The sequence below is a fragment of the Cryptosporangium sp. NPDC051539 genome (assembly GCF_044454545.1).
Classification (GTDB): domain Bacteria; phylum Actinomycetota; class Actinomycetes; order Mycobacteriales; family Cryptosporangiaceae; genus Cryptosporangium.
Genome location: NZ_JBITDV010000002.1, coordinates 425858 through 452823, shown reverse-complemented (window position 1 = coordinate 452823; position 26966 = coordinate 425858). Strand labels below are relative to the sequence as shown.

The following is a 26966-nucleotide window of genomic DNA, read 5'->3' as shown; positions in this document are numbered from 1 at the left end:
CCTTCCGCACCGGGCTTGCGCTCTCCAGGATCGCCACCTAACGTACAACCACGTGGTTGTAGATCAGGCGAATCACTCAGCCGTCGACCGGATCTTTGCCGCGCTGGCCGACGGGACTCGGCGCGACATCGTCCTCCGGGTCCTGGACGTCGAGGCTTCGGTCTCGACGCTGGCCAAGCAGTACGACATGAGCTTCGCCGCCGTGCAGAAACACGTGGCGGTGCTCGAACGAGCCGGACTGGTGACGAAGCAGCGACGAGGGCGGGAGCAGATCGTGCGCGGTGACATCGAGACGATCCGCACGGTCCGCGAGTTGCTTCGGCGATACGAGGAGATCTGGCGCGGACGCGTCGATCGCATGCACGAACTTCTGCGGGAGGACCCTTCATGACCGTGATCAACGCGACCCCCGACCCCGAGGCCAAGACCCTGACGCTGGTCGCCGAGTTCCCGGCGGCACCGAAGGCCGTCTGGCAGCTCTGGGCCGACCCGCGCCTGCTCGAGCGCTGGTGGGGGCCGCCGACCTACCCGGCCACGTTCCGGGAGCACGACTTCACGGTCGGCGGCCAGGCGAAGTACCACATGACCGGGCCCGAGGGTGACCGATCGAACGGCTGGTGGCGGTTCACCGCGCTCGACGAGCCCAATTCGCTCGAGTTCGTCGACGGGTTCGCCGACGAGAACGGCAACCCGAGCACCGAGATGCCGGAGACGACGATCCGGGTCGACGTCGACGAGATCCCCAGCGGCACGCGGATGACGATCACGTCGCACTTCGCGTCCGCGGAGCAGCTCGAGCAGCTCGTCAACATGGGGATGCTCGAAGGAATGACGCAGGCCGCCGGCCAGATCGACGCGATCCTCGCGAACGGCTGACCCCCTGCGGGAAGTCCCGGCCGGGGCGAGAAGTCCCGGCCGGGGGCTTCCCGCACGCAGTGGCTCAGGCCGGTGGGGGCGCCGTGCTGTCGCGGATCACCAGTTCCACGGGCAGCAGCACGTGCGGCGCCGGGCCGGGCGCGCCCCGCAGTGCGGCGGTGAGCGCTTCGGCCGCTGCCCGTCCCTTCGCGTGCACGTCCTGACGCACGGTCGTCAGCGCCGGCCGGAAGTTCCCGGCCAGCGGATGGTCGTCGAACCCCACCACCGACAGGTCTTTCGGTACCCGCAGCCCCAGCTCCCGCGCGCTCTGGATCAGGCGCAGCGCGATCACGTCGGAGAAGCACAGCACCGCGGTCGGCCGATCTTCCCGGTCCAGCAGCAGCCGGGTCGCGGCCGCGGTCTCCTCGACGCCGTCGTTGAGCTGCCGGGTCGCGAGCGGCTCGATCCCGGCCGCGTCCAGCGCGTCGAACCACCCGCGCAACCGCTCCCGGGAGGCGTATCCGCCGACGTCCGTCCGCGGATCCTCCAGCAACCCCTGCGGACCGCGCAGGCCCGACATCGCCAGGCCGATCCGCCGGTGCCCGAGGTCGATCAGGTGCTGGGCCGACGCCCGGGCGCCCTCCCGGTCGGCGACGTTGACCCCCGGGATGTCGTCCACCGGATCCTGGTCGATCATCACGATCGGGAGCTTGCGCTGCAGGAGGTAGCTCACCGCGGGCGACTCCGGGTCGCACGAGTAGACCAGGGCACCGTCCATGGCGACGTCGCGTGCCGGGACCAGGTCGCCCGGCCCGCTGGACGTCAGCAGTGTGAGCGCGAGGCCGGTCGGTGACAGCTCGTCGGCGATCGCGCCGAGCAGCTGGGTGGAGACCTGGTCGTTGAACGCGAAGCCGATCGACTCGGTGAGCAGGAACCCGACCGCGCCGGACGTGCCGCGGGCGAGCGCACGGGCGGCCGGGTCGGGCCCGACGTAGCCGAGATCGGACGCGGCCGCGAGGATCTTCTCGCGCAGGGCCGGCGACAGCTGGTTGGGCCGCGAGAACGCGTTCGACACGGTCATCCGGCTGACGCCGACCCGATCCGCGATCGTCTGCAACGTCACCCGCGCCACGCCGTCACCGCCTTCCGCCGCTCCACCGTAGCCGGTGCACGGGTCGACCCACGAAAACCGCCCGCGAGTCCCCCCGGCGCGGAGGACTCGCGGGCGGCAGACCGAGCGACCCACAGGGCCCGAGCGACTCACGGGGCCCGAGCGACTCACGGGGCCCGAGCGACTCACGCGGGTGAGCAGGCCGACCGCGACGCGCTCGGCCTGGTTTCGCGCCGTCCGTTGCGGCGGCCGGTCACGAGCCGGGCCGCCCCCCGGCGCAGCCAGGACGGGCGGCTCTGCGCCGACGGCCCGTCGAGACGACCGGCGGAGGCGCGCTGCGCGTCGGCGGTACGGGCGAGCAGGGCGGCGGCGGCGAAGTCCATCATGATGCTCATCTCCTCGGGCTATACCGGTAAAGCGATCTGGCTTTACCGGTATAGCACGTGCTTGCTATACCGGTAAAGCGATTTCGCCCCCGGTTCGCCGACCGCCCGCGACCGGCGGGCCGCCCTGCTCGTACGTCGACGACCACGATCTGGTCGCGGTCGAACGGGTGTCGCGGGGCCGGCGGCTTCGGCCGCGCCGGTCGGTGTCGGTTTCTGCTAGAGCGTCCCGAGAGGCCTCTTCAGCAGGAGAGCAAGAACCACGATGGTGGCGCCCGCGATGCTGATCGCGAGCGCCACCGTCGTCGTTTCGGTGAGCAGGCCGAAGACGGCCGGGCCGAGGCCCTGGAACGTCATCAGCCCGGCCGAGAGCAGGCCGAACGCCTGGCCCCGGCGGTCTTCCGGGATCGCGTCCAGAAAGCGGCGCTGGAGGCCGATCGCGGCCGCGTAACCGGTGCCGGTGAGCAGGAGCAGCGCCGCGGCGAGCGGGAGCGGCGGCTCGATCGCGAAGACCGTCAGCGGGGCACCGAGCAGCACGACGAGTGGGAGCACCAGCCGTTCGCGGGTGGCGGGCGCGAGCAGGCGGGCGACCACGACGTCGCCGACCAGCATGCCGACGGGTGAGCAGGCCAGCAGGAGCCCGCCGGAGCCGGTCGGGAAGTGCTGGACCTCGGCGTACGGGATGAGCAGCGCCTCCCCACCGGTCCCCACCGCCGCCGGGAGCCACTGCGCGAGCATCAGGATGCGGATCCGCCGGTCGGCGAGCAACGCCCTGGCCCCGGCCCAGCTGGTTTCCCGCGTCTGCGGTCCCGGCGTCTCCCCCGGTGCGGCCGCCGCGGACGGGAGGGCGAGCCGGGACCACGCCGCTGCGAGCAGGTGGGCAGCGGCGGTCACGTACAACGCGCCCTGCGGATTCAGGGCGGCCACCGCGGCGGCGCCGGCGGCCAGGCCCAGGAGCTGTGCGCCCGAGGACGCCACCGAGGTGAGCGAGCGCCCGATCACGTAGGCGTCGCCCTTCAGGACCTCGGCGATCAGCCGGTTCCCCGCCCCCAGATAGACCGGCGTGAACAGCGCCACCGCGGCGATCAGCACCAGCGTCACCGCGACCGGCGGGCGCGCGAACGCGATCGTCACCGCGGTCACGGCCTCGACGAGGAACCCGCCCACCAGCAGCGGCCGGGCCGGATACCGGTCGGCGAGCGCCCCGAATCCGACCGCTCCGATCGCCTGCGGCACGAACCCGATCCCGAACGTCACCGCGGCCAGCAGCGGCGACCCGGTCGTCGCGAAGACCAGTGTGGAGAGTGCCACCATCCGCAGCGTGTCCGCGGCGACGCCGAGCGTCCGGGCGAGGAACAGCGCGCGGAACGTGGGCTGGGCGAGCACCTCACGGTAGGTCGCGCGGTCGGTTTCGGTAGCCACGGCTCCAGTGTTCGGACCCGCGGGCGCTCCGGCGAATGTTTCGTCGGTGGACGTAACGTACGAGCGTGATCCGGATCGAGCTCACCACCGACGACGTGCTGCGCAGCCGGTTCGCGCTGTCGCCGCTGTTCGAGCTGGACGGAGTGCTCCGGGCGCTCTCGGGCCTGTCCCGGCGCCGGCTGCCGACCGGGATGGTCGCGCGGGCCCGGCCGGTGTACCGGCGGCTGCTGGCCGAGACCGACCTGCCCGCGGTGATGGCGCTGCAGTCCGCGCGGGGCGGGGCGAACTTCCTCGCGCCGCCGCCGCGCACACTGGCCCAGACCTGGGACGACGAGCTCGCCGCGATACGCGCGGCCCCGCTGGACGCGGTGCGGGCCGACATCGCGGAGTGCCTGGGCCGCAACCCCGCCCCGCCGCCGCCCACCGTGCGGGCCGTGCTCGACGCGGACGACGTCCAGGAGCGCCTGGCCCGGACGCTCGACCGCGCGTGGCGGGAGCTGCTGGCCCCGGACTGGCTCCGGCTCCGCGCGATCTGCGAGCGCGACGTCCTGCACCGGGCCGGGCGCCTGGGCCGGGCCGGTTGGGCGGCCGCGTTCGAGGATCTGCACCACCAGGTCCGCTGGAAGGACGGCGGAGTGGAGATCGTCCGCCGGCGCGGCGGACGGCAGGTCGTGAGTGCGTCGGGGCAGGGGCTGTTGCTGGTGCCGTCGGTGTTCGTCTGGCCCGGCGTGGCGGTGCACACCGACGACCCGTGGCCGCGCGCGATCGTCTACCCGGCACGCGGCAGCGCGGCGCTCTGGCACACCGCGCCGCACTCCCCCGCGGCGCTCGGCGACCTGCTCGGCCGCACACGCGCCCGGCTGCTCACCACGCTCGACGAGCCCGCGAGCACCAGCCAGCTCGCCCACACCCTGGGCCTGGCGCTGGGCGCGGTCGGTGACCACCTGGCGGTACTGCGCCGCGCCGGGCTGATCGACCGGGCCCGCGCGGGCCGGTCGGTCCTCTACCGCCGCACGCCACTGGGCGACGCGCTGCTGTCGGGCGGGGACGCCTAGCGCACCGGCGAGTAGGGGTCAGGGGGTTCCGCGCCGGGTTATAACCAGGGAGAACAACCCCAGCGCGGAGGACACACCATGCCCCATCTGTTGCACCTCGACTCGTCCGCCGATCTGGCCGGATCCCGCTCCCGCGCCCTCACCGCCGCGTTCGCGAAGGCTTGGGCCGCGCGCGGCGACGACCACACGATCACCTACCGCGACCTGCACACCGAACCGCTGCCCCGGCTCTCGACCCCGGCACTGCACTGGGCGCCCCGGCTGCGGCGTCCGGAGGAGACCGCCCCCGAGGCCGACGAGGCGCTCCAGCAGGCGATCCTCGACGAGCTGTTCGCCGCGGACGTCCTGCTGGTCGGGGCCCCGATGTACAACTACTCCCCGGCGTCGACGCTGAAGACCTGGATCGACTACATCCACGTCCCCGGGACGACGTTCACGTTCGACGACGTGCCGAGCCAGCCGATGGCCGGGCGCGCGGCGGTCGTCGTGACCAGCGCGGGCGGCTCCTACGTCGAGGGCTCACCGACCGAGAGCTGGGACCACCTGACGCCGGTGCTCCAGATCGTGCTGGGCACCGCGCTGGGCATGGACGTCACGGTGATCTCCACCGAGCTCACGCTCGCCCCACGCATCCCCGATCTGGCCGCCCAGGTCCCCCACAGCGAAGCCCTCTTCGCCGCCGCCGTAGAAAAAGCCACCACCCTGGCGGCAAAGCTCTGAGCAGGCGCAGCCAAATGCACTGACCTGGAGCCCGCTGACGGCGGCGCTGACAGACGAGCGCGCCGACGCCGAGACATCAGCGAAGCGCTTGCTCGCCTGTCAGCGTCGTCCTCAGCGGGCCGCACTGATAAATGCGCGGAGGGCGGAGAGGTCATCGGTGCCGAGGTAGTCGACGTCGGCGTCGCGCATCTCGCGCCAGAACGCGTTCCGGGTCTTGCGGGAGTGCGCCGGGACGCCCCAGAACCGGACCGTGCGTCCCTCGGCGTGCGCCTTCGCGACCCACTCACGGAGCTTCGCCCGCTCCTCCGCGGGCATCTCGCCGTGGCCGTCCCATTGGAACTTCCAGCTCCACTTCTCGCTGCACAGCGGCACCAGCGCCGCCGGCGCGTCGCCCCCGATCGACGAGAGGTTCCCGTCGCAGGCCGCGTACCGCACCGGGGAGGCAGCGAGCGCCTCGCGTGGCGGCTTCCCGGTGATGACGACCGTGACCGCACCCGGGTGGGTCTCGTCCCCCTCGAAGCGGGTGAGCATGTCGGAGTAGCTCTCGAGCTCGGCCGAGAGCAGCTCCCAGCACCACTCCGGGTCGTTCTTGATCTCGATCAGCAGCTGGAACGGCCGGTCGTAGCCGGGCTGCACCCGGCCCTGCGCGGCCACCCGGCGCGCGAGCGGGTCCAGGTACAGACCGCGCAGGGTCCGCCACCGTTCCAGGTCGCCCTCGTCGTGGCCGACCAGCAGCGTGGGGGTCCCGTCGGCGTCGCGGTGCGGCCAGATGTCGACCTCGACGCTGGTGAAGCCCTGGTCGAGCGCGGCGACCAACGGCCGGTGGTGCCGGTAGTCGTTATGGGCGTGACCACCGGTCATCGGCCCCCACCTCCGGTGCCGCACCTGGGCGACCGCCCCGACGACCACCGCGATCAGCACGACGACACCCAGACCGATGAGCACGGTCACTAACGACGACATGACCCAAGAATTACCAGCCGACCGGCCCGGCTAACCGTCGTGGGTGGCGAAGAACGACCAGATGGACTCCGTCGCGTCGAGCTCGGTGGTCGGCGCGTCCGCTCCCGGGCGGTTCGCCTGCCCGCCCGGCCAGGCATGTTTGCCGCCCGCCACGGTGTCGAGCCGGACCTCGGTGCCGTCCGCGCAGCCCGCGTAGCGCACGGTCGTGATCGCGCCGCGCGAGGTCGACGACGCCGCGCCGCAGCGGTCGGCGCTCGTCCAGAACTTCACCGCGTACGCCACCGACCGGTGCGACCCGGCCCGCGCGGGGTTCGCGATCTTCGACGACGAGGTCCCACCGGCGTAGGGCACGATCGGATCGGCGCTGCCGTGGATCGCGTACACCGACAGCGGCCGGGCCGGAGTGCAGGACGGCATGTCCATCGCGCCGGACACCGGGGCGATCGCGACGATCCGGTCGGCCAGCTCGCAGCCGGCCACGTACGCCAGCATCGCCCCGTTCGAGAAGCCGGTGACGTACACCGGGCTCCCGTCGAACCGGTCGATCAGGGCCCGGAGGAATCCCACGTCGTCGATGCCCTGATCGCGCGCGTACGCGCAGCACGCTCCGGCGTTCCAGGTCAGCAGCTTGGTCCGCCCGGACCCGTTCGGATAGACGGCGATGAAGCCCTTCCGGTCGGCCAGGTCGCTGAATCCGGTCTGCTTCTCCACCTGGGCGCCGTTGCCGCCTCCGCCGTGCAGCACGATCACGACCGGCACGCCCGTCTTCCCGGCGCTGCTCGCCGGCGCGTGCACGCGGTAGGACCGGTCGAGGTTCCCGACCCGTAGCGTCCGGGTTTCCGTTCCGGCCACCGCGGGGGACGCCGGGCCGGCCGGCGTCGCGACCGCACGATCGCACGCGGACGCACCGAGCAGGAGTACGAGGAGCACCGCCACTGTTCGCATGGCCCGACCCTGCCGCGCGCGGGTGAGCACCAGGTCAAGCGAGTGTTCGAGAACTGTCAAGGTTGACGCCGAGGCGTCGATGGGCAGACGTGCGGGGGCTTCAACCAGGCAGGTCCCGGCGCGGCGTGTGGTGGGTCGCCGCGCTGACCGCACTCGTCCTCGTCACGGGTACGGCGGTGTCGCTCGTGGTCGGCTCGGTCCTGCGGGACGCCGCCCGGCGGTCGGCCGTACGGTCGATGGACGGCCGAACCGACCTGACGACGGCGGCCGTGCGGACCGAGATCGATCGCTACCTCGACCAGATGCGGACGCTCGCCGCGGCGCTGGGCGCGCAGGAGGTGCTGACCGCGGCCACGTTCGCCCGGATGACCGCGCCGCTGAAGCCGATGGGGCTGTCCGGGGCGACGTCGGTGGTGTTCCTGGTTCCGGTCCCGGACGCGGGCGTCGCCGCGGCGCAGACCGAGTGGCGCAGACGCGGCGCCACCGGGCTCGTCATCAAGCCGCACGGCACCGGTCCGCACGTCGTCGGTGTGCTCGCCACCCGCCTCGACGGGCAGACCGCGGTGGCCGCCCAGGGCGTCGACATCACCCGGGCGCCGGCGCCGTACGCGGCCGCGGCGGACGCCAGGCGGCGGGGCACGGTGACGGTCTCCGACACCTACCAGCTGATCGTCGACCAGCAGTTGCCCGCGGCGAAGCGGCAGTATTCGTTCGTGCTCACCGCGCCGGTGACCGGCGCGGGCGGGGACTTCCGCGGCTGGGTGATGATGGGCCTGCGCGGCCAGGATTTCGCCAGGGCCACGCTGTCGCGGGTCGCGCAGAACCTCCTCGACGTGAGCCTCTCGGCCCGTAACGCGGACGCCGCCGAGACCGTCGTCGCCAGCCTCGCCGCCGACCGCTCCGGCCATCGCGACCTGCACCGGACCGTGAACATCCCGGTGGCCCAGCGGCACTGGGTGCTGCGCACCAGCGCGGTGTCGGCGGCCCTGCCCGGCGGCATCACGACGCTGGCGGTCGCGCTCACCGCCACGCTGCTCGGCGTCACCGGGCTGGCCGGGACGCTCGTCGCGATCCTGGCCGGCGGCCGCCGCCGGGCCGAACGCCGGGTGCGCGCTGCCACCCGGGAGCTCCGGGAAACCGAGCGCGAGGCGCGCGAGCAGGCCGGGCTGCTCGGCACCGTGCTGGACACGATCACCGAGGGGGTCGGCGTCGTCGACTCCTCCGGGAGGGTCCTCGCCCACAACCCGGCAGCGGCTCAGATGCTCGGGATCGGGCCGGACGCGTCCGACCTCGGTCACTGGCAGCAGCACTACGGGCTGTTCCGCCCCGACGGCGTCGAGCCGTTCCCGACCGAGGAGCTCCCGCTGGTCCGGTCGCTGGGCGGCGAGGACGTGGACGACGTCGAGATCCTGGTACGCAACCCGGGACGCCGCAGCGGCGCGCTGATCACGGTGAGCGCGCGGCCACTGGCGCTCGCCGACGGGTCCCGCGGGGCGGTCGCGGTGTTCCACGACGTCACCGAGGAACGGGCGTACGAGGCCGACCTGCAGGGGTTCGCCGGGGTGGTCGCGCACGACCTGAAGTCGCCGCTGGCCACCGTCGTCGGGTACGCCGAACTGCTGGAGGACGTGCTGACCGCGGACGGGGGCGGCCCGGCGCGCGACGAGGCGCTGCAGCACCTGGCCCGGATCGGGGCCACGGCGACCCGGATGCGGACCCTCATCGACGATCTCCTGACCTACGCCAGCGCCCGGGACGCCTCGCTCAACCCGGTCTCGTTCCCGCTCGGCGATCTGGTGCACGAGGTGGTGGCGACCCGGCTCGACGCGCCGCACGCCGGGGGGTACTTCCCCGACGTCCACGTCGAGCCGCTGCCCGCGCTGAGTGCCGACCCGGTGCTGGTCCGGCAGGTGCTCGAGAACCTGCTCGGCAACGCGCTGAAGTACACCCGGCCCGGAAACCCGGCCCGGGTGGACGTCACCGCGCGGCTGGAGTCCGACCCGAACGGGGGAACCTGGGTCAGGACCGAGGTCGCCGACCGCGGGATCGGCATCCCGCCCGGGGAGCACGGGCTGGTCTTCGATCGGTTCCACCGTGCGCACCCGGGGACGGACTACCCCGGTACCGGGCTCGGCCTGGCGATCTGCCAGCGGATCGTCGAGCGGCACGGCGGGGCCATCGGCGCGACCGACAACCCTGGCGGCGGCACGCGGTTCTGGTTCACGCTCCCGGCGGGCGACGACCCGGCGCCGCGGTCACCGGTGGCCGCGGGCGCGGTTCAGGCCGCCGGTGTGTCGAGCGGACGCAATTCGTCGGCGTAGCTGACCGACGTCCGGCGCATCACTCCGTCGTCGGCGATCAGGTAGGTGCCCAGGCGCCAGAGCGGCGGGGAGTACGCGTGGATCGACACGCTCTCGGCGTCCGCGCCGGTCATCCGGTGGATGTGGTCGGGCCCGAAGCAGAACGACTCCCCCGCCCGGACGACGACGTCGACGTGCTGGCCACCGATCCGCGGGTTGTTCTCGTGCACCGCGCCCTGGACGACCGCGACCGCACCGGACGAGATGTCGTGGTCGTGCCAGCCGGTGTCGTTCTGCGGCGTCCAGCAGAGGAGCCAGACGTCCACGTGGTCGTCCCGGTAGAGCGAGACGTAGTGCCGTTCGGCGTCGGAGAACGCCACGTGTTCTTGCCACCGCTCGGGGTGACGCGCCATCTCGTCCACGAGCTCACGCAGTTCCTGCTTCCCCAGATCGCGAGCCGGTAATGCTGGATGAGTCACGGTTTACCCTTCTTTCCGTAGAGCAGCCTGGCCGGATTCGAGACGGTGACGGCCTGGTCGAACGCCTCACCCAGACCGAACTGCGGCACGGTGGCGTAGGGCCGGTCGGAGCCGGCCACCACCAGGTCGACGCCGAGCACCCGGACGATCGCGTCGACCGCGCGGGGCCCGTAGGACGACGTCTCGACGAACGCGTCGACGTCGACCTGACGCCGGACCGGACCGCCGCGGGCCGCCAGACGCTCGCCGTGCAGCGGCCCGAGGCCGGCGAGCAGCGCGAAGCACACCCGCAGCGACGGGTGGAGCGCGCGCCCGAACGCGACGAACGCGTGCCACGCGTCGTGCATCTGATGGACGTAGGGGCTCAGCGCGGGCCACCAGTCCGGAGCGCCGGACGGCGGGGCCGGGTGCGGACCCGGGTGGACGAACAACGGCGCGTCACGGCGTTCGAGAAGGTGCAGCAGCGGGGCCGTGCGGGCATATCCGGCCGGATCGAGGAGCGCGTCGGCGGGCAGTTGCAGGCCGACGCAGCCGGCGTCGAGCGCGCGCTCCAGCGAGGCGGGGTCGATCGTGTGCAGCGGGGCCGCGGCCCAGGCGCCGAAGCGACCGGGCAGCGCGGTGACGCCCTCGTGGTAGGCGTCGAGCAGCGGGGCCGCGTCCGGGAGCCACTCGATGCCGAGTGGGCTGGAGAGCGAGATCAGCGCCCGGTCGAACCCGTCGGCCTCCACGAGCGCGGAGCGGGCGGCGGCGTCGTGGTCGGCCGGCTCGACCTGGTAGGGCGGAGCACTGACGGTGTGGAGAGTCCAGCCGTCGAGGAACGGCGGGACGTTCCGGGCACGCAGGGCGGCGAGCAGAGGCTCGGGCCAGAGGTGCTGGTGAACATCGATGCGCATTCCGCCAGTTTCCTACCGATCCAATGGGTTAACCGGTTCACTAATTCGAAGTGAACCGGTTAACCTGCACGCCTGTCAAGACGCGGTGATCGGTCACGCCCAGGTCAGTGGTTGGCGCTCGAGCCACTCCTCCACCTGGGGCTCGGCCGGCACCGAGAGCGGGCTGCCGTTGCCGAGGTCGATCGTGAACTCGTTCGCGCCGTGCGGACCGCCGCAGACCCGCACGAACACTTCGACCCGCTCGGTCGTGCCGTCGTCGCGGCGCCCGACGAGCGTTCCGGCGATCATCTCGCCCGGAGCTGCCGAGCGGGCGTGATGGCTCTCGGCCGCGTGCGGGTCGTCGGCGGTGGCGATCCGCACGATTCGCGGGTTCAGCGGCGCTTCGTCACAGGTGATCATGTTTTCAGCGGAGCACCGGACGGGAGCAACGGACCCCCGCCACGCCGATGAATCCCGTTCGGGAACGTTCCTCCGCATACGCACGGGCTTCAGGCCTCATTACTCTGAAACCGTGCCGCAACAACGTAAGCGGGCGACGATCCGTCACGTCGCCGAAGCCACCGGGCTCTCCCCGGCCGCGGTGTCGTACGCGCTGCGCGGCGTGCAGACGTCGGAGGAGACCCAGCGCCGGGTGCGGGAAGCGGCCGCCGAGCTCGGCTACGAGGCCGACCCGATCGCCCGGGCGCTGGCCAGCGGCCGCACCGGCACCGTCGGCCTGCTCTGCGGCTCGCTCGAAGACCTCTGGCAGCAGTCGCTGGCCGTCGGCATGGGCCGTGAGCTGCTCGGCCAGGACCGGTACGCGCTGATCCTGGACGCCGCCGGCGACCCGTCGCGGGAGGCGATCCTCGCCCGGCAACTCCGCGACCAGCGGGTCGACGCCCTCGTCGTGCAGCCGCTCGACCCGTCCGCGCCCGACTGGGCACACCTGTCCGGCACGCTCCCGATCGTTTCGATCGGCGACCCGCTGCTCGGCGTGACCGGCGGCGAGGTGCTGTTCGACAACCGGCGCGGCGTCACGCTCGCGCTCGAACACCTCACCCGGCTCGGGCACCGGCGGATCGCGGTGCTCACCCCGAACCGTCCGAGCACGCCCGACCGGCCGGCCGAGGTACACGTCGGCATCGAGGCCGCCCGCCTCGGCATCGACGTCCGGCTGGTGACGTCACCGCACGCGCTCGAGGGCGCCACCGCCGCGGCCCGCAACGTGCTCGACGGCGAGCACCGCCCGTCGGCGGTGTTCTGTTTCGCCGACTCGATCGCGTACGGCGTGTACGCGGCGGCGCGCGATCTCGGCCTGTCGATCCCCGAGGACGTGAGCGTGATCGGGTACGACTCGCACCCGATGTCCGCCCTGCTCACCCCGGGTCTGACGACCGTCGACTGGGACCTCGACGGGATCGTCCGGCACGCCACCGCGCTGGCGATCGCACAGATCGAGGGCGGCGTCGAGCACCTCCGCATCCTGCGCGAACCGGAGCTCTGCGTCCGGGCGTCCACGGCGGCCGCGCTCGTCGCCGACCGGCCGGGCGACTCGACGGCGGGCCGGACTCGGCGCACCCGTGCGCGCGGCGCGTGACTAGCCTGGGCCGCATGGAGGAGGCTCTGGCACGGACGCCGACCGAGCGGCTGCTCGCGTTGTTCGACCGGCACCGGCTCTCTCCCACCCAGCGCCGGATCGCCCAGCACCTGCTCGACCACCTGCCCGAAGCCGCGTTCGCGTCGAGCGTCGATCTGGCCGGCCGCGTCGGGGTGAGCCAGCCGTCGGTGACCCGGTTCGCGGTGGCTCTCGGCTTCTCCGGCTACCCCGATCTGCAGCGCGCGCTGCGTCCGATCGCGATGAGCGCGATGAACTCGGCCGCCGATCGGCCCGATCCGCTCACCGTCCGGCGCAACGAACTGCAGGCCGCCGTCGACGCGGAGATCCGCAACCTCCAGGTGCTGCGCCAGACGCTGGTGGACCCGGCCCGGGTGGTCTCCCTCGGCGCGTCGCTGGCCGCGTCCTCGCCGCTCACCGTCCTCGGAGCCAGGATCTCGGCGCCGCTGGCCGACTACTTCGGCTACGCCGCCAAGCGCATCCACCCGGACGTCCGCGTGCTGACCTCCGGCGGCAGCGCGGTCCACGACGGGCTGCTGCAGGCCCGCCAGGCCGGTGGCACCTGGGTGCTCGCGTTCGTGCTCCCCCGCTACGCGGACGAGACGATCGACGCGCTGCGGCACGCCCGCAAGACCGGGTTCAGCACCGCGGTGGTGACCGACGCACCGATCGCGCCGTTCGCCGACGAGGTCGACGTCCTGCTCGCGGCCGGGGTCGGCACCCGGCTCGTCTTCGACTCCTACGCGGGCCCGGTGACCCTCTCGGCGGTCCTCCTGCAAGCCATGGCGGACGCGGAGCCGGCGCGCACCCAGGCCCGCCTCGAGGCGTACGAGCAGATGGCCGAAGACGTCGGATTCTTTCACGACCGGTAACCTCGTAAACCCAGTGAAGCTATGGGGTGGGTGGGGTCACGATTCGGGTTCAAAGATGCGCGCACGGCGGAGGTCGTCAGAGGATGGGACGCGTGTCGTGTTCCAGAGCCCATCCGCCGGGTGCGGATGCGCGTGCCGCCGCGCGAGCCCGCTCGGGCCGCGCCCGGGCTCCGGGCGCGGGCGGCGCCGGCGCCGAGCGCGGATCGCGCTCGGATTCGGCCCCCGGCAGACCGGCCTTCCGGTCAGAATTCGGCCAGGCCGGGCAGCAGCGCGGCGGCGTCCTCGACGTCCTGGTCGAGCGGACGGTCGTCGAGCCGGCCGGGCAGCCTCTCGGCGGCGTACGCGAACGCGTCGGCCAGCGGGCCGTCGACCGGCGTCGTCCCGCGCATCCGCAGCGCCCGCACCGCCGCGACCAGCTCCGCGGCCAGCACGATCCGGTAGTCGCCGACCGCGTCGAGCGAGTTGCGGGCGGCCTGCGACGAGAACGGCGCGTGCTCCTCGACCCCACGGGAGACGACCGCGGTCGCCAGCGACGTGGGCATCGCGTTGAGCCGGAGCGCGCCGAGCGCCGAGTGCGCCACGTACTCCAGGATCATCAGGCCGGACGACCCAGGCGGCCCGGACGCCAGGAACGGCGAGAGCCCGGTGAACGCCGGCTCCAGCATCAGGCTCAGCCGCGCGACCGAGAGCGCGGCGGTCTGGAACAGTGCGTTGCGGATCGCGTCCAGGGCCAGGCCCAGGTAGGCGGTGTGGAAGTTCGCGTTGTGCAGCACCCGGTTGCCGACCGGATCGACCAGCGGGTTCTCCGACGCGGAGTTCAGCTCGATGCCCAGCGTGCGCTCCAGCGCGACGACCGCGTCCAACGCGGGACCGTGGACCTGAGGGACCGCCCGGTAGCTGTAGGGATCCTGGATCCGGGCCGCCTTCACCGGCTGACCGGCGAGCAGGTCACGCAGCCGGGCCGCGACCGTCTGCTGTCCGGCGTGCGGCCGGGCCAGGTGGACGACGGCCTCGTAGGCCTCGCTGTTGCCGTCACCGGCCAGGAACGCCAGCGCGGTGATGACCGTGCTCGCCCGCAGCAGCTCGGACAGGTCGGCGCAGGCGAGCGCGGCCTCGCCCAGCGATCCGGCGTTGGAGCTGATGAACGACAGCGCGTCGGCCGGATCGAACGGGATCGGGTCCATCGTGCCGCCTCGCCAGGGCACCTCGCCGAGCAGGCAGAGCGCGGTCACCGCGAGCGCGGGCAGGTCGCCGGTGCCGATGCCGCCGAACGCGTGCACCGGGGGCGTCAGGCCCCGGTTGAGCGCTTCGGCGAGCCCGTGGAGCAGGTGCGGCGAGACGCCGGAGCCACCCGCGGCGAGCTGGTTGAGCCGGACGGTCAGCATCGCCCGGACGCTCACCGGGTCGAGCAGCGGCCCGGCGCCACCGGCGTGACTGCGCAGCAGCCGCAGGCCGTGGGCGTCGTGCCGGACAGGCTCCGGCACCGGGTCGGGAATCGGGGCGTCGGCCGGCAGCACGCTGCCTTCCGGGCCGAGCACGACCGGACCGGCGTTGCTCTCGTACGCCACCGCGACCAGCCGGTTCGCGCCGACGCCGGTCGTCCGGCCGTACACCTGGCCGGCCGCGCTCAGCGCGCTCACGGTCTGATGGGCCGCGTTGGCCCGCACCAGCCCGTCCGGATGGACGAGTACCGGCGCCTTGCTCCGGGCCACGCTACGAACCTGTTCCGCGGTCAACTCGACTCCGTCGAGCACCACCTCGGGCATGAGCACCTCTTCAGCGACACGACGCGGCTCACCTCGGGGGAACACCGAATTAACAGCGGCCGCATCATTCCCATCTTGACACGATCTTCAAGCAACAGAAGCATGAAGAAATCTATTCAGCACCGGGCGGGAGCCGTGGTACCCAGGTGATCACCTTCGAGAACGTGACCAAACGGTTCCCGGACGGGACGGTTGCCGTCGACAACCTCAGCCTGGAGATCCCCGACGGGAAGATCACCGTGCTGGTCGGCCCCTCCGGCTGCGGGAAGACGACGACACTTCGCATGATCAACCGGATGATCGATCTGACCTCCGGCACGATCACGATCGACGGCGAGAACGTCCGCGACATCGACCCGCCGACGCTGCGCCGCCGGATCGGTTACGTCATCCAACAGGCGGGGCTGCTCCCCCACCGGAACATCGTCGACAACGTCGCGACGGTTCCGTTCCTGCTCGGTCACGACAAACGCAAGGCCAGGGCGGACGCACTGGAGCTCATGGAGCGGGTCGGGCTGCCGGCCTCGTTCGCCAAGCGTTACCCGCACCAGCTCTCCGGCGGCCAGCAGCAGCGCGTCGGCGTGGCCCGGGCGCTCGCCGCCGATCCGCCGGTGATGCTGATGGACGAGCCGTTCAGCGCCGTCGACCCGGTCGTCCGCAAAGGTCTGCAGGACGAGTTCCTGCGGCTGCAGACCGAGCTGCACAAGACGATCGTGATGGTCACGCACGACATCGACGAAGCGGTGAAACTCGGCGACCTGGTCTGCGTCCTCGAGGTCGGCGGGCGGATCGGGCAGTTCGACACCCCCGAGCGCCTGCTGGCCTCCCCGTCGGACGAGTTCGTCGAGGAGTTCCTCGGCGACGACCGGGGCGTGCGCCGGCTCTCGTTCGTCGGGTCGGACGGGTTGTCGCTCGACACGTCGCGGCTGGTCACGACGGCGTCGGCCGGCGAAGCGTCCACCTGGCGGTTGCTGGTGGACGCGGACGGGAAACCGTCGGGCTGGCTGGAGCCGGGAGGGCCTTCCGACCCGCGACCGGTGGGCCGGTCGTTCGTCATGGGCCGGGACTCGCTGCGGTCGGCGTTGGACAGCGCGGTCCTCAACCCGTCGGGTGAGGCGATCGCGGTGGACGCCGGCGGCAAGGCCGTCGGGCTCGCCGGGCAGGACCAGATCACCGGCGCGCTGCAGAAGCGCGCGTCCTCACCGGCCGGAGCGGCCGAATGACCTGGGATTGGCGCTGGTCGTGGATCAGCGACCACTACGACCTCCTCGGTGACCTGCTCGGGCAGCACCTCTACCTGTCGGTGCTGCCGGTCGTCCTCGGGCTGCTGGTCGCGCTGCCGCTCGGCATCCTGTGCGTCCGGGTGCCCCGGCTGTACGCGCCGGTGCTGGCGCTGACCAGCGTTTTCTACGCACTGCCGTCGCTGGCGCTGTTCGTCGTGCTGATCGACTACACCGGCTTCACCGGCTGGACCGTGATCATTCCGCTGACGATCTACACGCTCTCGGTGCTGGTCCGCAACGTCGTCGACGGGCTGCGGTCGGTGCCGGAGAGCGTCAGCCAGTCGGCGACCGCGATGGGCTTCACCGGGGTCCGGCGGATCATCCAGGTCGACCTGCCGATCGCCGTACCGGTGGTCATCGCCGGTCTGCGCGTCGCGACGGTCTCGAACATCAGCCTGGTGAGCGTCGGTTCGCTGATCGGCATCAGCGGCCTCGGCCAGCTGTTCGTCGACGGCATCCAGCGCAGCTTCATCACGCCGATCATCGTCGGCATCGTGCTGACCGTCGTCCTGGCGGTGCTCGCGGACGCGGTCCTGGTCGGCCTGCAGTGGCTGCTGACGCCGTGGACGAGAACCGGGAAATCGGCGAAGCCGGTGTCGGAGGAGGCCGCAGCGGTGGGAGTCGTCGCATGAACATCGTCTCGCGCGCGGCGCACTGGTTCGGGGAGTCGTCGTCCTGGACCGGTGTCGACGGCATTCCGACGCGGGTCGGCGAGCACCTGTACTACTCGGGTCTGTCCCTGCTGATCGCCGCGCTGATCGCGCTGCCGCTGGGGCTGTTCATCGGGCACACCGGCCGCGGCGCGTTCCTCGCGGTGAACTCGGCCGGTGCGGCCCGCGCGCTGCCGACCGTCGGGCTCGTCGGCCTCACCGTCGTCGTGTTCGGCATCGGGCTGACGCCGACGCTACTGCCACTGGTCGCGCTGGCCGTCCCGCCGATCCTGGTGAACACCTACGCCGGCGTCAGGCAGGTGGACGCGCAGTTGCGCGACGCCGCCGACGGGATGGGCATGAAGGGCTGGCAGGTCCTCTTCCAAGTCGAGCTGCCGGTTGCGTTGCCGCTGATCATCCTCGGTCTGCGCACGGCCGCGGTGCAGATCGTCTCCACCGCGACGATCGCCGCGTACGTCGGGCTCGGCGGCCTGGGCCGCTACATCTTCGACGGCCTGGCCCGGCAGGAGTACGAGGTGATGGTGGGCGGCGCGGTGCTGTCCGTGCTGCTCGCACTCGGCACCGAGGCGCTCTTCGTCGGAATTCAGCGGCTGATCGTGTCGCCGGGCGTCCGGCAGCGGGCACTCGCGAAATAGTCATACGTCTCAGCTACTTTTCCACCGCCACACCCCGCTCGAGAGGGAAACCATGAGAAGGAATGTCCGCATGTTGTTCGCGCTGGGCAGCGCCGTGGCGCTGCTCGCGCTCACCGCCTGCGGCGGGAGCGACAGCGACTCCGGCGATGACCCGCTGAGCTCCGGCGGCGGCGGTAACGAGGTCGTGGTCGGTTCGGCCAACTTCCCGGAGAACGTGCTGCTGGGCGAGATCTACGCCCAGGCCCTCGAGGCCAAGGACGTCAAGGTCAAGCGTCAGCTGAACATCGGTGCTCGCGAGGTCATCTACTCGCAGATCGAGAAAGGCACGCTGACCGTCCTGCCGGAGTACAACGGCGCGCTGCTGGCCTACGTCGACAAGACCTCTACCGCCACCACCAAGGACGAGGTCGACGCCGCGCTGAAGGCGAAGCTGCCGAGCGGGCTCGAGCTGCTCGACCCGGCGGCCGCGGAAGACAAGGACTCGGTCGCGGTCACCAAGGAGACCGCGTCGAAGTACAACCTGAAGACCCTCGACGACCTCAAGCCGGTCGCGAAGAACATGGTCATGGGTGGGCCGCCCGAGTTCAAGACCCGGGTTCAGGGCATCGTCGGGCTGAAGGACAAGTACGGCGTCGAGTTCAAGTCGTTCCGGTCGCTCGACGTGGCCGGCCCGATCTCGGTCTCGGCCCTGAAGAAGGGCGACGTCGACGCGGCGAACCTCTTCACCACCGACCCGGCCGTGCCGGAGAACGGCTTCATCGCGCTGGAGGACCCGAAGGGCCTGTTCAGTGCGCAGAACGTCACGCCGCTGGTGTACTCGAAGGGCGTCAACGACGCCGCGAAGGGTGCGCTGAACGGGGTGTCGGCGAAGCTCGACACGACGACGCTCGCCGACCTGGTGAAGCAGGTCGTGTCCGACAAGAAGGACCCGGATGTCGTTGCGAAGGCGTGGCTCAGCTCGGCCGGGCTGAGCTGACGCACTGACGACCGAGGGCCGGCCCGCACCCCGGGCCGGCCCCCGCCACACGCAGCCCCCGCCGCACGCGACCCTCGCCGCACGCGACCCCGGCCGCACGCGACCCTCGCCGCACGCGACCCCGGCTGCACGCGCGCCCCCCGGCCGGAGTGGTCACCCCGGTCCGAGTGGTCATCCCGGCCGGGGAGCGTGCCGGCTCACGGGCGGCCGGGGGCCGCCGGGAAGCCCGGCTCTCCCGGCTTGATCTTGCAGACGGGCAGCTTCGGGTCGGCCTTGCAGAGTTTGTCGACCCGCGGATCTCGCTTCGACTTCTTCCCGTTGCTCACGTTGATCCGGATACTGCTGCCCTTGCTCACGTAGCTCCCGCCGTCCGGATCCGTGCCCGCGACCCGCCCCGGCGGCTGGTCGGAATCCTCGGCGTCGTAGTTGATCGAGACCGAGAACCCCGCGTACCGCAGCCGGGCGACGGCCTCGTCCGGCGTCGCACCCTTGACGTCCGGGACGAGCAGCAGCGTGCCGTACGACAGCTTCTTCGTCGTCCGGACGAAATTCTTCACCGGCAGGATCGGCAGGACGCTCGCGAACGTGTCGCGGACGATCTGGACCGGCAGGTGGCTGTCGGGCACCGTGTCGAAGTACTTGTCCGGGTTGGCGACGAACGACGCGGCCGCCAGGTTCGGGGTGTAGCCGACGAACCAGCCCGCGTTGTTGTCGTCGGTGGTGCCGGTCTTCCCGGCGATCGGACGGTCGATCGCCGACCCGACGCTCGTCGCGGTGGCGCCACCGCCGGGGTGCGTGCACGAGACGCCGGACATCGTGCCGTCGCCCACCGGGCAGCGGGCGGCGTCGTTGGCGGCGTCGGCCACCTCCGGGCGGAACACCTTCTTGCAGGACGGGTTACCCGCCGGCAGCGTGACACCGGTCTGGGTGGTGATCGACCTGATCGGCGTCGGCTTGCAGTACTTGCCGCGGGCGGCCACGGTGGCGTAGGCGTTCGCCATGTCCAGCGGGCTGACCTGCGCGGTGCCGAGCGTGAACGAACCCCAGGCCTGGTTGCTGTTCTGCGCCCACTTGATGTTCTCGTTGTCCTTCTTGCCACGGAACACGACACCGGCGGATTGCGCGGCCGCGACCGCGGCCTTCACGCTCGCCTCCTGCTCCAGCTGGACGAAGTACGTGTTTGCGGATTCGCCGAATCCGCTCGACATCGTGTGGACGCCGGTCATCCGGCCGTCCGCGTTCTTCGGGCAGTAGTACCGGCCGGACTTGCATCCGCCGATGTACTGCGAGACGAACTGCGGCGGCGCGTAGAGCGTGTGGTTCAGCGGAATGCCCTGCTGGAGCGCGGCCAGCATCGTGAACATCTTGAACGTCGACCCGGCCTGGTATCCCGGCGAGATCGTCGAACCGGTCAGCAGCGGGTTCTCGGTATAGGGGTAGGTCTTGCCGCCGGGGTTCTTGTGGATGCCGTATTTCCGGTTGATCGACATCGCCTGCACGCGGCCGGTACCGGGCTGAACCAGCACGATCCCGGTGGCGAACCGGTTGTACGCGGACATGCCCCGGTCGACCTGCTTCTGCGCGGCCTTCTGCATCTTCACGTCGATCGTCGAGACGATCCGGAAGCCGCCTTTGCGCAGCATGCCCAGCCGCTCGGTGGTCGACCGGCCGAACGCCGGGTTGGCCTGCCACCAGTCGAGGAACCAGCCGCAGAAGAACCCGAAGTTGGCCCGGCCGTATTCGCAGCCCTGCACGTTGGACTTCGGGTTCAGGCCGATCGGCGCCTTCTCGGCCGCGTCGGCCTCGCCCTTGGTGATGTACTTCATCTTCACCATCTGGCGCAGGACGTACGTGCGCCGTTCGAGCGCGGGCCGGGTGCCGAATTCGTCGTTGCCGACCGGGTTGTACTGCGTCGGGTCCTGCCCGAGGCCGGCGATCATCGCGGCCTCGGGCAGCGTCAGCTGGGAGGGCGGCTTGCCGAAGTACGCCTCGGACGCGGAGTGGATGCCGTAGCCGCCGTTGCCGAAGAACGTGATGTTCAGGTAGTTCTCGAGGATCTGGTTCTTCGAGAGCTCTTTCTCCAGCGCGATCGCGTAGCGCACTTCGCGTAACTTGCGGGCCGCGGTGTCTTCGGTCGCGGCTTTGAACTGGATCGCGTTCGCGGCGCTGTATTTCAGCACCGACCGGACATATTGCTGGGTCAGCGTCGAGGCGCCCTGGGTGACCTCACCCGTGGTCTGGTTCCGGACCAACGCGCGGACGATTCCCCGCGCGTCCACTCCCTGGTGCTCGAAGAAGCGGGTGTCTTCGGCCGCGACGATCGCCTGGCGCATCACCGGTGCGACGTCCTCGAGCGGGACGACCTTCCGGTTCTCCTCGAAGAACGAGGCGAGCACGGTCTTGCCGTCGGCGGCCAGCAGCGTCGTGGTCTGCGGCAGCGGCGGGATGCGGATCTCGGCCGGCAGGTCGCGGAACGAGTCCGCGGCCTTCTTCGCCCCCATTCCGGACAGACCGACGGCGGGAAAGGCCACCGCGGCCAGCACGACGCCGGCCAGAATCCCGCACACCAGCAGCGAGAGGGAATTGGCCAGTTTTCGGTCCGGGCGAGACGTCACGTCCATCAATGTATGGACGCCGTGCGAACGTCGACGGTCGCTTAAAGGAGGCTTAAATCGGGAGGGGTCGTCCGTCTTTCCACACGGCCGCGATCAGCGGAACTCCGGGACGGTAGGCCAGGTAGACCGGATCGGGCGCGTCCAGCAGCACGAGGTCGGCGCGGGCTCCGGGCGCCAGGTGCCCGACGTCGTCCCGGCGCAGCGCGGCCGCCCCTCCGCGCGTCACGGCCCGGAGCGCCTCCGCGGGCGTCAGGTGCATCTCGCGCACCGCGAGCGCCAGGCAGAACGGGATGCTGGACGTGAAACACGACCCCGGGTTGCAGTCGGTGGCCACCGCCACGGTGACGCCCGCGTCCAGCAGGCGCCGGGCGTCCGGGTAGGGCGACCGGGTCGAGAACTCGACGCCCGGCAGCAGCGTCGCGACCGTGTCGGAGGAGGCCAGCGCGTCGACGTCGGCATCGGTGAGGTGGGTGCAGTGGTCCGCGGACGCGGCACCGAACTCGACCGCGAGCTGGACACCGGGGCCGGGGGTGAGCTGGTTGGCGTGGACGCGGGGCACCAGGCCCCGGGCGACGCCGGCCGAAAGAACTTCCCGGGAGGCGTCGCCGTCGAACGCGCCGCGCTCGCAGAAGACGTCGATCCAGCGGGCGTACGGCGCGCACTCCTCGAGCATCTCGCCGGTGACCAGCGCGAGGTACTCGGCCGGATCGGCGCCGGGCGCGACGACGTGCGCGCCGAGGAACGTGGTCTCGGGCGTGACTTCGCGGGCCAGTCGCAGGGAACGGGCCTCGTCCGGCACCGACAGCCCGTACCCGGACTTGATCTCCAGCGTGGTGCTGCCCTGCCGGTAGGCCTGGGCGACCAGCGTCGTCAGTCGTTCGCGGAGTTCGGAGTCGGTGGCGGCACGGGTCGCGGCGACCGTCGTGCGGATTCCCCCGGCGGCGTACGGCGTGCCCGCCATGCGGGCCGCGAACTCGGCTGAACGGTCACCGGCGAAGACCAGGTGGTTGTGGCTGTCGACGAACCCGGGGACGACCGCCCGCCCGGCCGCGTCGACCATCTCGTCGGCGTCCGGGGCGGTCGCGGACGGCCCGACCCAGGCGACGCGGCCACCGTCGACGACCAGCGCCGCGCCGGTGAGCGTGCCCAGCTCGTCGTCCTGCGTCACGAGCATCCCGACGTTCCGGATGACCGTGCTGCCGCCGGCCGGGGTCACGGGTGTCCTCCTAGCGCCTCGGCCAGCGCGCGGCCGACGTCGATCGTCTGATGGGTGCCGCCGGCGACCACCTGGCGGCCGTCGACCACGACCGAGCGGACGTCGGAGGAGGACGCGGCGAAGACGACGATCTCGGCGGCGGTGGAGGCGGTGAAGCCGGCCGTGCGGGGGGTGTCGGTCGCGATCGTGACCAGGTCGGCCCGGGCGCCGACGGTGAGCGAACCGGCATCGGGCCAGCCGAGCGAGTCGTGGGCGAACGCGGTACGCAGCAGCTCCGGCGCCGGCCAGTGGCCCCGGACGCCGGTACGCAGCCGTTCGTCCAGCTCCACGGCTCTGGCCTCCTCGAACAGGTCGATCACCGCGTGGCTGTCGCTGCCCAGCGAGATCGGCGACCCGGCCCCGGCCAGCGTCCGGAACGCCCCGATGCCGTCGGCGAGGTCGCGTTCGGTCGTCGGGCAGGCGCACGTCCAGGTGGAGGAACCACCGATCAGCGTCACGTCGTCGCCGGTCAGGTGGGTCGCGTGCACCACGGACGTGCGGGGGCCGAGCACGCCGTGGTCGGCGAGCAACCGGGTCGGCGTCACGCCGTACGCGGCCAGGCAGGCCTCGTTCTCGGCCGGCTGCTCCGAGAGATGCACGTGCAACGGCGCGCCGTTCTCCTCGGCCCAGCGCACGACCGGGGCGATCTGGTCGGCGGGCACACCCCGCACCGAGTGCAGAGCCGCACCGGCCCGGGCGTGGCCGGCGGGAGCGAACGCGGCGACGCGCTCGGCCCAGCCCTCGGCGGTGTGGTCGCCGAAGCGCAGCTGCGGGCCTTCCAGCGGCTTCCCGATCGCGCCGGAGAGGTAGCAGGTGTCCAGAAGCGTGATCCGGATACCGGCGTCGGCGGCGGCCGCCACCAGCGCCTCGCTCATCGCGTTCGGATCGGCGTACGGACGTCCGCCGGGGGCGTGGTGCAGGTAGTGGAACTCGCCCACGCAGGTGATCCCGGCCAGCGCCATCTCGGCGTACACCGCGCGGGCGAGCGCGTGGTAGGAGTCCGGCGTGAGCGTGTCGGCCCGCGCGTACATCTGCGACCGCCAGGTCCAGAACGTCCCCCGGTCGGCCTGCGTCCTCCCCCGCAGCGCCCGGTGGAACGCGTGCGAGTGCGCGTTCGCCAGCCCCGGCACGGTCAGCCCCGGCAACCGCGTGGCCCCGTCCGGGGCCTCCGTTCCCGCGGCCACCGTCGTGATCCGACCGTCCACCACGTCCAGGCGGACGCCGGCCGCGGCGCCGTCCGGGAGCCAGGCGTACTCGGCCCAGTAGACGCTCACCGAGTGGCCAGGTGTGCCAGCACGGTGGTCAGCGCCTCGACGCCCGCCAGGCAGTCGTCCGGGCCCGCGTACTCGCCCGGCGCGTGCGACACCCCGGTCGGGTTCCGCACGAACAGCATCGCGGTGGGCACGTGCGCGGACAGCACCCCGGCGTCGTGCCCGGCGCCGGTGGGCAGGATCGGCGCCGGCCCGTCGTCCCGGCCGACCAGCCAGGCGAGTTCGTCCCGCAGCGACGCGGTGAACTCGACGACCGGGGTCTCGGACTCGGCGGTCACGGTCACCTTGACGCCGTCGCGGTCTCCGCGCTCCGCGGCCAGGGACGTCACCGCCTCCACGACTCGCGCCAGCGACCGCTCGTCCGGCGCGCGCGAGTCGAGCCACGCCCGCACCAGCGACGCGATCGCGTTCGTGCCGTTCGGCTCCACCGCGACCCGCCCGAACGTCGCGAGCGCCCCGGCCTGCGCGGCCTGCTCCCGCGCTCCCAGCACGGTCGCCGCGAACGTCAGCATCGGGTCCCGCCGATCGGCGAGCCGGGTCGTCCCGGCGTGGTTGGCCTCGCCCGCGAACTCGAACCGCCACCGTCCGTGCGGCCAGATCGCGCTCGCGACCCCCACCGCCGCGCCCGACTCCACCAGCCCGCGGCCCTGCTCGACGTGCAACTCGACGAACGTCCCGATCGACGCCAGCCGCGCCGGATCGGCGCCCAGCCCGGTGGCGTCCAGATCGGCGTCGGTCATGGCATCGGCCCAGCTCACGCCGTCGGAATCTCGCAGTTCCCTGGCCCGGGACGGGGCGATGGCCCCGGTCAGCAGGCGGGACCCGAGGCAAGGGACGCCGAACCGCGCGCCCTCCTCCTCGACGAAGTTGACGACGGCGACCGGCCGCGCCGGCGCCACGCCCCGCGACCGCAGCGCCGCGACCGCGGCCAGCGACGACACGACCCCGAGCGGGCCGTCGAACGCCCCGCCGTCCGGCACGGAGTCCAGGTGCGAGCCGGTGACGACCGCGTCGCCGCCGGAACCCCACCACGCCCACTGGTTCCCGTTCCGGTCGGTCTCGACGTCCAGCCCGATCCCGCGGGCCGTGTCCGCGAACCAGGCCCGGCCGTCCAGATCGGCCGGCGTCCAGGAGAACCGGCGGTAGCCGCCCTGGTCCGACCGGCCCACCGGCAGCAGCTCGGCCCAGAGACGTTCGAAACTCACGCACCCTCCCGCATCGGGATCCGCACGCCGCGTTCGGCGGCCACCTCGGAGGCGTCCTCGTACCCGGCGTCGACGTGGCGGATCACGCCCATCCCCGGGTCGTTCGTCAGCACGCGTTCGATCTTCTGCCCGGCAAGGGCGGTGCCGTCGGCGACCGTCACCTGTCCGGCGTGGATCGACCGTCCGATGCCGACCCCTCCGCCGTGGTGGATCGACACCCATGACGCACCGGAGGCGGTGTTGACCAGCGCGTTCAGCAGCGGCCAGTCGGCGATCGCGTCGGACCCGTCGGCCATCGCCTCGGTCTCCCGGTAGGGAGACGCGACGCTTCCGCAGTCGAGGTGGTCACGGCCGATGACGAGCGGCGCGCTCAGCTCTCCGCGGGCCACCATGTCGTTGAAGCGGACGCCGGCCTTGTCGCGTTCGCCGTAGCCGAGCCAGCAGATCCGGGCCGGGAGGCCCTGGAACGCGACCTTGTCCTGAGCCGCGCGGATCCAGCGGTGCAGGTGGTCGTTCTCCGGGAACAGCGAGAGGACGGCCTCGTCGGTCGCGTGGATGTCGCGCGGGTCGCCGGAGAGCGCGGCCCAGCGGAACGGGCCCTTGCCCTCGCTGAACAGCGGCCGGATGTAGGCCGGGACGAACCCCGGGAACGCGAACGCCCGGTCGTAACCGCCCTGGCGGGCCTCGTCGCGGATCGAGTTGCCGTAGTCGAAGACCTCGGCACCGGCGTCCAGGAACCCGACCATGGCCTCGACGTGCTTGGCCATCGAGGCGCGGGCGCGGATCGTGAAGTCGGCCGGGTCCTTCTCGGCGCGGTCCTGCCAGTCCTCGAGCGCGATCTCCTCGGGCAGGTACGAGAGGGGGTCGTGGGCGCTGGTCTGATCGGTCACGACGTCGACCGCGACGCCACGGCGCAGGAGCTCGGGCAGCACCGTGGCGCAGTTGCCTTCCACGCCGATGCTCAGCGCGGCCCGGTTCTTCTTGGCGTCGAGGGCCCGCTCGATCGCCGCATCGAGGTTCGGTGCCACCTCGTCCAGGTAGCGCTGCTCGACCCGGCGGTGCAGACGGGCCGGGTCGACGTCGATCACCAGGGCGACGCCGCCGTTGAGCGTGACGGCCAGGGGCTGCGCGCCGCCCATGCCGCCGCAGCCGCCGGTGACCGTGAGCGTCCCGGCCAGCGTGCCGTCGAACTTGCGCGCCGCGACGGCGGCGAACGTCTCGTAGGTGCCCTGGAGGATGCCCTGGGTACCGATGTAGATCCAGGAACCGGCGGTCATCTGGCCGTACATCGTGAGGCCGAGCTGCTCGAGGCGGCGGAACTCGGGCCAGGTGGCCCAGTCGCCGACCAGGTTCGAGTTCGCGATCAGGACGCGGGGAGCCCACTCGTGGGTGCGCATGACGCCGACCGGCTTGCCGGACTGGACGAGCATCGTCTCGTCGTCCTTGAGCGTGGTGAGCGTGCGGACCATCGCGTCGAAGCTCGACCAGTTGCGGGCCGCGCGCCCGGTGCCGCCGTAGACGACGAGGTCGTCGGGGCGCTCGGCGACCTCGGGGTCGAGGTTGTTCATGAGCATCCGCAGCGGTGCTTCGGTCTGCCAGCTCTGTGCGGTGAGGCTCGTGCCGCGGGCGGCACGGACTGGGCGAGCGCCGATCATCGGTGCTCCTCTCGGGTTCGACGAAGACGGGTGGAGCGCCGG

Annotated in this window: 25 protein-coding genes; 11 read left to right on the top strand and 14 right to left on the bottom strand. The window is 72.0% G+C overall.

The window, feature by feature from the left end:
• Positions 1-52: 52 nt before the first annotated feature.
• Positions 53-391, top strand: a complete 339-nt coding sequence (locus tag ACIBZJ_RS08060; RefSeq protein WP_395926865.1) for an ArsR/SmtB family transcription factor — start codon at positions 53-55, stop codon at positions 389-391.
• Positions 388-876, top strand: a complete 489-nt coding sequence (locus ACIBZJ_RS08055) for an SRPBCC domain-containing protein (protein WP_395926863.1) — start codon at positions 388-390, stop codon at positions 874-876. The genes ACIBZJ_RS08060 and ACIBZJ_RS08055 overlap by 4 nt, the downstream gene beginning before the upstream one ends.
• Positions 877-940: 64 nt before the next feature.
• Here the strand turns inward: ACIBZJ_RS08055 and ACIBZJ_RS08050 are convergent, their stop codons facing one another.
• The 3 genes from ACIBZJ_RS08050 to ACIBZJ_RS08040 form a co-directional block, all read right to left on the bottom strand.
• Positions 941-1987, bottom strand: coding sequence for a LacI family DNA-binding transcriptional regulator (locus ACIBZJ_RS08050; RefSeq protein WP_395926861.1), 1047 nt, complete (start codon positions 1985-1987; stop codon positions 941-943).
• Between the two features lie 164 nt (positions 1988-2151).
• Positions 2152-2361 (bottom strand): hypothetical protein, encoded by a 210-nt coding sequence (locus ACIBZJ_RS08045; protein ID WP_395926859.1) that lies wholly within the window; start codon positions 2359-2361, stop codon positions 2152-2154.
• Positions 2362-2568: 207 nt separating this feature from the next.
• A complete protein-coding gene (locus ACIBZJ_RS08040; RefSeq protein ID WP_395926856.1) occupies positions 2569-3771 on the bottom strand; it encodes an MFS transporter in 1203 nt (400 codons plus the stop codon).
• Between the two features lie 65 nt (positions 3772-3836).
• Here ACIBZJ_RS08040 and ACIBZJ_RS08035 point away from each other — a divergent pair, with 65 nt between their 5' ends.
• Together ACIBZJ_RS08035 and ACIBZJ_RS08030 are read left to right on the top strand one after the other, a co-directional pair.
• On the top strand, positions 3837-4826 hold the full coding sequence (locus ACIBZJ_RS08035) for a DUF5937 family protein (protein WP_395926853.1): 990 nt from the start codon (positions 3837-3839) through the stop codon (positions 4824-4826).
• A 78-nt stretch (positions 4827-4904) separates the two neighbouring features.
• Positions 4905-5546, top strand: coding sequence for an FMN-dependent NADH-azoreductase (locus tag ACIBZJ_RS08030; protein ID WP_395926851.1), 642 nt, complete (start codon positions 4905-4907; stop codon positions 5544-5546).
• 111 nt (positions 5547-5657) lie between these two features.
• Here the strand turns inward: ACIBZJ_RS08030 and ACIBZJ_RS08025 are convergent, their stop codons facing one another.
• Positions 5658-6509, bottom strand: a complete 852-nt coding sequence (locus tag ACIBZJ_RS08025; RefSeq protein WP_395926849.1) for a hypothetical protein — start codon at positions 6507-6509, stop codon at positions 5658-5660.
• A 30-nt stretch (positions 6510-6539) separates the two neighbouring features.
• Complete coding sequence (locus ACIBZJ_RS08020) at positions 6540-7454, bottom strand: alpha/beta hydrolase family esterase (RefSeq protein ID WP_395926847.1); 915 nt, start codon at positions 7452-7454, stop codon at positions 6540-6542.
• A gap of 125 nt (positions 7455-7579) precedes the next feature.
• Here ACIBZJ_RS08020 and ACIBZJ_RS08015 point away from each other — a divergent pair, with 125 nt between their 5' ends.
• The gene (locus tag ACIBZJ_RS08015) at positions 7580-9775 is read left to right on the top strand and encodes an ATP-binding protein (protein WP_395926845.1); all 2196 of its coding nucleotides are present in this window, start codon (positions 7580-7582) and stop codon (positions 9773-9775) included.
• On the opposite strand, the gene ACIBZJ_RS08010 is transcribed toward ACIBZJ_RS08015, so the two are convergent.
• The 3 genes from ACIBZJ_RS08010 to ACIBZJ_RS08000 all read right to left on the bottom strand — a co-directional run bounded on the left by ACIBZJ_RS08010 (position 9733) and on the right by ACIBZJ_RS08000 (position 11525).
• Entirely contained in the window at positions 9733-10233 is a 501-nt protein-coding gene (locus ACIBZJ_RS08010) for a cysteine dioxygenase (RefSeq protein ID WP_395926842.1), read from the bottom strand. The genes ACIBZJ_RS08015 and ACIBZJ_RS08010 overlap by 43 nt on opposite strands.
• Positions 10230-11126, bottom strand: coding sequence for an amidohydrolase family protein (locus ACIBZJ_RS08005; RefSeq protein ID WP_395926840.1), 897 nt, complete (start codon positions 11124-11126; stop codon positions 10230-10232). Before ACIBZJ_RS08005 ends, ACIBZJ_RS08010 begins: the two co-directional genes overlap by 4 nt.
• Positions 11127-11219: 93 nt before the next feature.
• Entirely contained in the window at positions 11220-11525 is a 306-nt protein-coding gene (locus ACIBZJ_RS08000) for a hypothetical protein (RefSeq protein WP_395926838.1), read from the bottom strand.
• A gap of 112 nt (positions 11526-11637) precedes the next feature.
• Here ACIBZJ_RS08000 and ACIBZJ_RS07995 point away from each other — a divergent pair, with 112 nt between their 5' ends.
• The gene (locus ACIBZJ_RS07995) at positions 11638-12702 is read left to right on the top strand and encodes a LacI family DNA-binding transcriptional regulator (protein ID WP_395926835.1); all 1065 of its coding nucleotides are present in this window, start codon (positions 11638-11640) and stop codon (positions 12700-12702) included.
• A 14-nt stretch (positions 12703-12716) separates the two neighbouring features.
• A complete protein-coding gene (locus ACIBZJ_RS07990; RefSeq protein WP_395926833.1) occupies positions 12717-13592 on the top strand; it encodes a MurR/RpiR family transcriptional regulator in 876 nt (291 codons plus the stop codon).
• Between the two features lie 242 nt (positions 13593-13834).
• On the opposite strand, the gene ACIBZJ_RS07985 is transcribed toward ACIBZJ_RS07990, so the two are convergent.
• A complete protein-coding gene (locus ACIBZJ_RS07985) occupies positions 13835-15358 on the bottom strand; it encodes an aromatic amino acid ammonia-lyase (RefSeq protein WP_395926831.1) in 1524 nt (507 codons plus the stop codon).
• 146 nt (positions 15359-15504) lie between these two features.
• Here ACIBZJ_RS07985 and ACIBZJ_RS07980 point away from each other — a divergent pair, with 146 nt between their 5' ends.
• The 4 genes from ACIBZJ_RS07980 (at position 15505) to ACIBZJ_RS07965 (ending at position 18923) form a co-directional block, all read left to right on the top strand.
• Positions 15505-16581: an ABC transporter ATP-binding protein gene (locus tag ACIBZJ_RS07980; RefSeq protein ID WP_395926828.1), complete on the top strand. Its 1077-nt coding sequence runs from the start codon at positions 15505-15507 to the stop codon at positions 16579-16581.
• Positions 16578-17273, top strand: coding sequence for an ABC transporter permease (locus ACIBZJ_RS07975; protein ID WP_395926826.1), 696 nt, complete (start codon positions 16578-16580; stop codon positions 17271-17273). Before ACIBZJ_RS07980 ends, ACIBZJ_RS07975 begins: the two co-directional genes overlap by 4 nt.
• Positions 17270-17947, top strand: coding sequence for an ABC transporter permease (locus ACIBZJ_RS07970; RefSeq protein WP_395926824.1), 678 nt, complete (start codon positions 17270-17272; stop codon positions 17945-17947). The genes ACIBZJ_RS07975 and ACIBZJ_RS07970 overlap by 4 nt, the downstream gene beginning before the upstream one ends.
• Positions 17948-18017: 70 nt before the next feature.
• The gene (locus ACIBZJ_RS07965) at positions 18018-18923 is read left to right on the top strand and encodes an ABC transporter substrate-binding protein (RefSeq protein ID WP_395926822.1); all 906 of its coding nucleotides are present in this window, start codon (positions 18018-18020) and stop codon (positions 18921-18923) included.
• A gap of 197 nt (positions 18924-19120) precedes the next feature.
• Here the strand turns inward: ACIBZJ_RS07965 and ACIBZJ_RS07960 are convergent, their stop codons facing one another.
• Genes ACIBZJ_RS07960 through hutU form a run of 5 tightly spaced genes read right to left on the bottom strand, consistent with a single transcriptional unit; the run spans position 19121 to position 26924 of the window.
• Positions 19121-21538, bottom strand: a complete 2418-nt coding sequence (locus tag ACIBZJ_RS07960; RefSeq protein WP_395926820.1) for a penicillin-binding protein — start codon at positions 21536-21538, stop codon at positions 19121-19123.
• A 52-nt stretch (positions 21539-21590) separates the two neighbouring features.
• Entirely contained in the window at positions 21591-22712 is a 1122-nt protein-coding gene (hutI, locus tag ACIBZJ_RS07955; RefSeq protein WP_395927750.1) for an imidazolonepropionase, read from the bottom strand.
• Between the two features lie 38 nt (positions 22713-22750).
• Complete coding sequence (locus tag ACIBZJ_RS07950; protein WP_395926818.1) at positions 22751-24067, bottom strand: formimidoylglutamate deiminase; 1317 nt, start codon at positions 24065-24067, stop codon at positions 22751-22753.
• Complete coding sequence (locus ACIBZJ_RS07945) at positions 24064-25269, bottom strand: allantoate amidohydrolase (protein ID WP_395926816.1); 1206 nt, start codon at positions 25267-25269, stop codon at positions 24064-24066. The genes ACIBZJ_RS07950 and ACIBZJ_RS07945 overlap by 4 nt, the downstream gene beginning before the upstream one ends.
• Positions 25266-26924, bottom strand: a complete 1659-nt coding sequence (hutU, locus tag ACIBZJ_RS07940) for a urocanate hydratase (protein ID WP_395926814.1) — start codon at positions 26922-26924, stop codon at positions 25266-25268. Before hutU ends, ACIBZJ_RS07945 begins: the two co-directional genes overlap by 4 nt.
• Positions 26925-26966: the final 42 nt, after the last annotated feature.